The sequence below is a fragment of the Acinetobacter tianfuensis genome (assembly GCF_003611465.1).
Lineage (GTDB): Bacteria > Pseudomonadota > Gammaproteobacteria > Pseudomonadales > Moraxellaceae > Acinetobacter > Acinetobacter tianfuensis.
The window spans coordinates 1-8,093 of record NZ_RAXV01000056.1 but is presented as its reverse complement, the minus strand read 5'-3'; the positions used below and the strand labels follow the sequence as shown (position 1 = coordinate 8,093).

General features: G+C 35.1%; 6 protein-coding genes. 5 read left to right on the top strand and 1 reads right to left on the bottom strand.

The annotated features are described in order from the left end of the window. The first annotated feature begins 230 nt into the window (after window positions 1-230). The 5 genes from D7V32_RS16250 to D7V32_RS16230 all read left to right on the top strand — a co-directional run bounded on the left by D7V32_RS16250 (window position 231) and on the right by D7V32_RS16230 (window position 7,249). Window positions 231-836, top strand: coding sequence for a fimbrial protein (locus D7V32_RS16250; RefSeq protein WP_120403849.1), 606 nt, complete (start codon window positions 231-233; stop codon window positions 834-836). A 17-nt stretch (window positions 837-853) separates the two neighbouring features. Then, on the top strand, window positions 854-1,567 hold the full coding sequence (locus tag D7V32_RS16245; RefSeq protein ID WP_120403848.1) for a fimbrial biogenesis chaperone: 714 nt from the start codon (window positions 854-856) through the stop codon (window positions 1,565-1,567). Between the two features lie 47 nt (window positions 1,568-1,614). After that, a complete protein-coding gene (locus D7V32_RS16240; protein WP_120403847.1) occupies window positions 1,615-4,212 on the top strand; it encodes a fimbria/pilus outer membrane usher protein in 2,598 nt (865 codons plus the stop codon). 2 nt (window positions 4,213-4,214) lie between these two features. After that, window positions 4,215-5,255 carry a fimbrial protein gene (locus D7V32_RS16235; RefSeq protein WP_120403846.1) on the top strand — a complete coding sequence of 347 codons (1,041 nt, stop codon included), beginning with the start codon at window positions 4,215-4,217 and terminating at the stop codon, window positions 5,253-5,255. 1,028 nt (window positions 5,256-6,283) lie between these two features. Further along, window positions 6,284-7,249: an alpha/beta hydrolase gene (locus D7V32_RS16230; protein ID WP_120403845.1), complete on the top strand. Its 966-nt coding sequence runs from the start codon at window positions 6,284-6,286 to the stop codon at window positions 7,247-7,249. 84 nt (window positions 7,250-7,333) lie between these two features. On the opposite strand, the gene D7V32_RS16225 is transcribed toward D7V32_RS16230, so the two are convergent. Next, complete coding sequence (locus tag D7V32_RS16225; RefSeq protein ID WP_228200240.1) at window positions 7,334-7,615, bottom strand: glycosyltransferase; 282 nt, start codon at window positions 7,613-7,615, stop codon at window positions 7,334-7,336. Between the last annotated feature and the right edge of the window lie 478 nt (window positions 7,616-8,093).

Here is an 8,093-nt window from a genome sequence, read left to right as displayed (position 1 = left end):
ATAATAGACGAAATTTGTCTAGGAGAATGGTGGCTATTCAAATAAAACATCACAAATAAATGAGATTTTGTTAACATTTATTATAAAAAGTGATGTTTTGATTGATGCATTGTGTATAATTAATGTACTATTCTAGTTGGATAATGTGCATATGGGTTTGGTTTTGTAAGCTTATAAGTCTGAATTATATGTTTTATCTAACAATCATCTATCTTTATTAGGGTTAAATAATGAAAGCTTTAAGTACATTGGTAGCTTTATCTGCATTGGGTATGTCAACTATCGCATTAGCAGCCTCAGGGACTATTACAATTAATGGTAAAATCTATAACGAAACTTGTGTTCTTTCAGGCGCTGACTCAACAGCAACTGGAACAGGAAATGTAGTAGTAACTTTGAATACTATTCCAAGCTCAAACTTTACAAGTTTAAATCGTGTAAGCGGCTTGAAAGCTTTCAACGTGGGATTAACAAAAACTGATGGATCAGCTTGCTATACCGCTGCTGGTTTAGGTGCAAATCTTGCTCCAGTAGTTACTCTAAGTACAGCGAATGCATCTGACTATAAAAGTGATGAAACAACGGCTTTATTAAACAAAGCATCGACAAAATCAGCAACTAATCCTGCATATATTCAAATATTAGCTAAACCAAACTCAACAGGCGCGGGCGTAGCTGTAGATTACAGTGATACAGCGACACAAGCGAAAGCGGCTTATGATTCTACAAATAACCGTTTTTATTATGCCGCTCAGTACTATGCTGGAAATGGTTCAGTAATCCCAGAAGCTCAGGATGTTACAGCAGTAGTAACTTACAATATTACTTACCCATAATAATTAGAACAGGAAAAATGATGCGTAAAATTATTTTATCATTGCTTTCAGCATGCAGTATTCACTTTGCCGTGGCGGGAGTAACGATTGATGGAACACGCATCGTTTTTCCTGCAAGTTCATCAAATGTTGGTGTGCAAATTAGAAATGAATTCAACACCCCAGCACTAGTTCAAACATGGATTGATGATGGGGATTTAAGTGAAATTCCTGAAGCAGAAAAAATACCATTTATTATTTCTCCGCCATTAAGCCGAGTTGAACCAAATCAGGGGCAGATAATCCGTATTATCCAAACGGGATCTCCTAAATTACCTGAAGATAGAGAAACTTTATTCTGGTTCAATATGCTGGATATTCCACCAGATAATCAGAATTTGGCAAATAAAAACTTACTGTCATTTACTGTAAGAACCCGAATTAAATTATTTTATAGGCCAAGTAAGCTTAAGATGGCAGATGAAGGTACTTATAGTCAAGTTCAATTTAAGATTAGTGAAGTAAATGGCGGATTAGAAGTTAAAAATCCAACCCCATATTTTATTACATTTGTAAATATTGTAGCTAGTGATGATTTTAATGAAAAAAATATAACGCGAGCAATAATGGTCAATCCATTTTCCAGTCAAATAATTGACGAGATTAAACTCCCTAAAAGTTTAAATAAAGTTGATTATTCAGTATTAAACGACTTGGGTGGTGTTCAAAAATTTACTAAAACTTTGAATTAATTTTATTTTTCTTTCGGTAACTAGCTAGTTTTATTGGAATGTGAGTAATGAAAAATTTTAAATATAATGTTCTTTATATTTTAATGTTTATGCCAGTAGTTTCACACTCGAACAACATAGCAGCTACTAAAGATCCCCAAGGTTCTGTTAATAAAGTAAAAATAAGTAATAGTTTGGATGTAAATGAAATTGAAAAAACACAAGTATTAGATGCATCAAATTTTGCTTACTTCAATCCTAGTTCTTTATATGGGCAAGATAATAGAAACATTAACTTAGATAGCTTTAAAAGTAAAAGTACAATTCAAGAAGGCACTTACTATGTTCAATTAAATATCAATAAATTAAAAGTTACAGATACTAAAGTTAGATTCATCAAGAAAAAAAATGATCAAGCAGCATTTTTGTGTCTCGATAAAGATTTGCTTAATTATCTAGATTTAGATGAAAAAGTATTATCCAAATTACCTGATGACGAATGCTTAAGTATAAATGATATACATAAAAATGCCTACTATGATATGGATAGCTCTAAATTAGTATTAAACTTATATGTACCTCAAGCAATAAAAAATGAACATCCTGAAGGGTATATAAATCCAAAGTTATTTGATGAAGGCGTGAATTCTGGATTTATTTCATATAATTATAATACTTTTCATAATGATGATAGAACTACTCAGTATTTAGGTGTAAGCGGTGGTGTCAATTTTAATGGCTGGTATTTTAGGCATCAAGGTAATTTTGATTCTAATGACTCAGGATTAGGGGGCTATACATCTTATGAAAATGTTTTGCATACAGATATATTGCCAATATATTCTCGTTTAAGTCTAGGACAGTTCAATACTCAAAATTATCAGCTTGATAGCCTGCCAATTGTAGGTGTGCAAATTGCCTCAGATCAAACGATGCTTCCTTGGTCACAGCAAATTTATTCACCAGTTATTGAAAATGTTGCTAATTCAAATGCAGTGGTAAAAGTTTTTCAGAATGGTGTAAAAATTTATGAAAAAACGGTTCCAGCAGGTCCTTTTAAATTAACAGATCTAGGTTCTATAGGTAGTGGTGATTTAATTGTTGAAATTGAAGAAAATAGTGGTGAAAGAAAAACCTACACTGTTCCTGTGCAGCAGAATGTATATATGATTAAACCTGGTCGCTATAATTATAGTGCATCTATTGGTAATTATCATTTTTTAAATAAGACGACAAATGATTTAATATCACAATTAAATTATGGCTATGGTTTGAATAATAATCTAACATTGTTAAGTGGTATCAATCTTTCTGAAAATTACAATAGTTTATTATTTGGTGCTGCTATCAATTCTGGTATTGGCGGGATAAACCTTAAGTTCAGCTCAAGCCAAGCTAAAGTTTTCTCTGAAAAATTCAATGGTGAGCAATATAATTTCGATTATCGGTATAATTTTGATAAATATGATTTTAGTGTATTTTTAAATGCACTACATCAAAGTAAAAGCTACCTAACTGTTTCAAATACATTTTCTCGCTTAAATTATGAATACCTTACAGATTCTGAGCAGAATAACTACAGAATAACAAATAATTTGAAAGATCAGATTTCTATTAATTTTATGAAAAATAAGTTTTTGAATAATTCGTCGAATTTTAGTTTTGGTTATTCAAAAAATACATATTGGGATAGCGCAAAAGATGCTGAGCAATTTAATATTAGCTACAGTAATTTGTGGAATAAAATCGGTTATACACTAGGCTATTCACAAACTGATTATTCATCTTTTAATGAAGATGATAAAACATTTTATTTAAGTTTTTCTCTGCCTTTGGACTGGAGGAAAAGTAAACTATTTTTGACTTCAAATATTCAGACTACTCAGAATGACAATGATTTTACTACTGGGAATGTAAATGTATCTGGTTCTTTGGGTGAGTTGAACAACTTCAATTTTGGTGCGGGCATCTTAAGTACCTACTATCATGATCATGCTGAAACTTCAATCCAAGCTAATGCGAATTATTTATTACCTAAAGTTTCATTAGGCGCTACAGTTTTTGCTACTGATGATAAGCAGCAATACTCTTTCTCTGCTAAAGGTGCATTGGTCGCGCACAAATATGGTATTACCCCAGTCAATACACTTGCAGATACCTACACCATTGTGCATGTGGAAAATGGTGGTGGTGCAAGATTAAATAATGCATGGGGTGTAAAACTTGATAGATTCGGTAATGCTATTTATCCAACAAGCTCGGCTTACAGTGAGAATGACATTAGTGTAAATCCGCAAGATCTGCCGATAGATGTAGTTTTAGAATCAAATCAAATTAAAGTTATTCCTCGAAAATATAGTTCAACTTTAGCAGTATTTAATGCTAAACAGACTTCAAATATTTTACTTAGAATAATGGTTAAGAATAGCGTCAAATTGCCTATTGGCAGTCAGGTTTTAAAAAGTGATGGTACCGTATTAGGAATGATGGGGCAATCCAATCAAGTGATTCTTGAAAATCGAAATGATGTATTTGAGCAGCCTTTGAAGGTTCTTTGGGGAACAGAAATGAACCAGAGTTGTGAAATTGATCCTATTCCTCCTTTAAAAGCAAAGCCAATAAGGAAGAACTATCATTTTGAAATTTTAAACGTGGAGTGCCATTAATAATGAAGAGAATACTTCTGGTTTTAGGGATTCTGGTTTTATCATTTCCCTGTGCTGTTTATGCTTGTAATACAACTAGAACAGAGAATCCACTTTTTACAATTGCGAATCTTGGTTCTTTTAAGTCAAATGCAAACAATCAAATTTTGACACCTTCAGTTACTCCTAACCGTTATGGAACAATTATTAATAATTGTACTAACTCAGGCTCTAATATATTTAGGATTTTAGGGGGAACATCTATTGCTACAATAAGTACTACTGATGTTATTAGTCTTAATGGTAGAACCTACTTTCGTATCTCAAATTCTGCAACACCGACTTCAGCAAATCCTGCGCAAGTATATATCGCTTTTAGCGTAAAAGATAATCAGGATATCGCCCAGCTCTATCCAGTTAATAATGGAAATCAGATCAATATGTATACTGGGAGTAGTGACACTCGCGGGATGAGATTAGAAGATGTCAGTGTGCTTATACGGGGTACAAATTTGACTCCTGGTACATATAGTATTAGCAATATAATTTTGGGCACATATACTGCTACAGGAGGAAGCCGATCAGCCAGCAAACCAATTACGATTCCAAGCCTTACATATACGATTACTTCATCTACATGTACTTTAAATAGCCCTGCAGTCAACCTTCCTTCAATGAGAATCTCTGATTTTCCAAGTATTGGGTCTTTAGGCGGGGCAACTGGTCTAACGATAACTGCCATTTGTAATGATGATGCTGCGAATACACGTTACTCAGCAACAATTACTGATAATTATACAAGTGCGAGTAATCAGAATGGTATTCTTCTTAATGGTATCGATTCGACATCTGGCGGATCAAATATTAAAATTAAATTAACAGATACTTCAAACGTTCCTATACCTATTGGCCCTTTAAATTTAAATAATAAGTTTGCATTTGGAACGCTTAGTAGCTCTAAATCTGTCAGTAAATCATTTAATGCATCATATTACGCAGATGTAATACCGGTTACACCTGGCATTGTTAAAAGTGTAAGTGTGATTAACCTAATTTATGATTAAAACTTTTAGTTAAATCAGCTTTGCTGTATAAAGAGCTGAAAAGAGAGAGTTTCCTCTAATTAACTTAAATTTAGGGTGCAACCTGAATATGCGGTCGGCCTAATTTTGTGAATTTATTGAGTAGGCTACGCATTCATGGCTAGTCCTTCCATAAAAAGCAGGTTAAAAATGGAGATTTATCCTTTGATAACATCACTAATATTTAATCCGAGAAGGTTTCTTCCTGACCTAGCTTATAATGCATTTATTCCTAAATAAGATTGATTCAATATGAACACATCCAATGATCCTTTACACAATAAATCTTGCTGACATATTGGATTACTATGGCGGCAATGAATGCTTGAGTCGTCAACTTGAAATCTGATGTTTTTGCATAGACCCAAGTATTTAATCATCATTACGATTTTTGCGCACTTCACCTTGGACAAGTGAAAAGTAGAAAGCGTCTATTTGTAAGTCTTGCGCCAAAAGACCAAACAGAAATCGTAGCTTAAATCTAGGCGCCCCCTCCTAGCCTCATTATGAATAATTATACCAAACAGTAAACTAGGTTTAAATTAAGCATTTGTATGTTGATTATTATTGTTGATTATCATACTAATATTAGTGACCAAAAATCAAAGTACCCTACCCTGCCTTAAATTACATCAAAACAAAAGAATGGACTATACATACGTTATATATAGAGTTTTTTTAAATACAATTTATGTAATTCACGGTATTTTATGTCGGTGGCTATTGCCAAGGTTGGGGTCGGGAGTTCGAGTCTCCTTTCCCGCTCCAGATTCAAAAAAGCCCTCATCGAAAGATGGGGGCTTTTTTATTATCTCCTTGCAGCCCATCAGCGGCTCCCAACCCATAACACTAAACATCTTATAGCGCATATCCAATTATCATTGCTGGCTTTACCCCGCCCGCCTTAGAAAGCTGATGATTGCAGCCTATGTTTCCATACAGCCCCAAAACTGCAAAAATGTGGCATGATCAAAAGCGATAGATCAACAACAAAACCAATGAGCATAACAATGACACAGCAATCTGCACCTCAATACCGCGCCGACATTTTGGGCGCAGGCTATGAACAAATGACACTGCAATTTCCCGATGATTATGAAGGCAAAGTCACGGCCACTTTAGTCCGCAAAAAAGCGCCTCAGCAAACAGCCAAGGCCGTACTGTATATACATGGCTTTATAGATTATTTTTTCCAAAAAGAAATGGCTGAACAGTTTAATCAGCACGGTTTTGACTTTTATGCACTGGACTTACGCAAATATGGCCGCTCGATTCTGCCGCACCAGAAACTTTATAACATCCGCGCCATAGCAGACTATGATGCCGAAATCACCCAAGCGCTGGAAATCATTGCAGCCGAACAGCATGACAGCGTTTTGCTCTGCGGCCACTCTACAGGCGGCCTGACCGCCACACTTTATGCAGCGCATCATCCAAACCATCCGCTCATCAAAGCGCTTTGGATCAACAGCCCGTTTTATGATTTCAATATGAATCCCGTGAAGCGTAAATTTGGTGTGCCGCAGCTCAGTAAAGTGGGGAAAAATTTTCCAGACTTACAATTCCCCAGCGAATTAAATAAATGGTATACAGCCAGCCTGCATAAAGACCTGAAGGGCGAATGGGACTTCAATTTAGACTGGAAAAAACAGACTTATCCTAAAGTGCGCCTCAGTTTTGTACATGCTATTCATGAAGCGCAAAAAGAGATACATCAAGGTGTAGCCTTAGACATTCCAGCGCTGGTCATGCACTCACACCAAACCAAAAATCCGCGCAAATGGGGCAAAGATGCGCAATGCAGCGACATTATTTTGGGGGTCAAAGATATTCAAAAATACGCTAAAAAAATTCAAGGTGATGTCACCATACAAAGCATTCAAAATGGCTTGCATGATTTGGTGCTGTCTGAAAAAAGCGTCCGTGACGGCGTTTACCGCCAATTATTTGAATGGCTCCAAAACAAAGGTTTATAAAAAATAAAAGGCATTTGCTGAAAAACTGCAAATGCCTTTTATTCTGCCCCCTGCACATGCAGACGCTATGCGTAAACCTGTGTATTACGCCTGAATCACCGCACTCCAAATTTTAGCCACATTTTCTTCCCTATAGCTATCTATAGACTGATAAGCAGCGTCTGACATCTTCTTCAGCTCATTCAGCTTTTTAGAAATTTCCTGCGCCATCAGCTGATAATTTCTATGCTCAGTTAAAATACCATTTACATTATGCTGAATCATACTGGATGGCCCATATGGAATATCATATGAAACGGCAGGAACACCATGACATAAGCTTTCCAGCACCGCCAATAAAAATCCTTCACACCGGCTGATTAGCATTTCATTTTTTCAGCAATTCCTCCCGCCAATAAAAATTAAAAACAGTACTTTACTTTATAAGTTTCAGGATTGATTTAGCATCACGCACTTATGTAATGAGCAGCCAGCTAGTTTTGTAAAAAATAAGTAGGAAAAATGTGATTAGGCAGCCATTTTATAAATTCACCTTGCGTCTAACGACTCATCAAAAACATCTAAGACCTCATTAAAAATAAAAATAAATTACTGTTTTTAATGAAATTAGATTTTAAACCCAATTTCAAAACTCAGCACTTTTAGACTTTCAACCCAATTCCTTAAACACCCTTCTGCTCATCCTTGTAAGTATTTGTCTAAGGCTTGTAAACAGTCGTGCCTTTGTGCGCCGTCCAACCTTATATTAAAGCTGTTAAGCGGTATTTTTGTTCAGGATAAAAATATCAAAGCGCTGTTTTTTCACACTGTGCTTTGGACTCAATATTATTAATAAAGGAAGAAC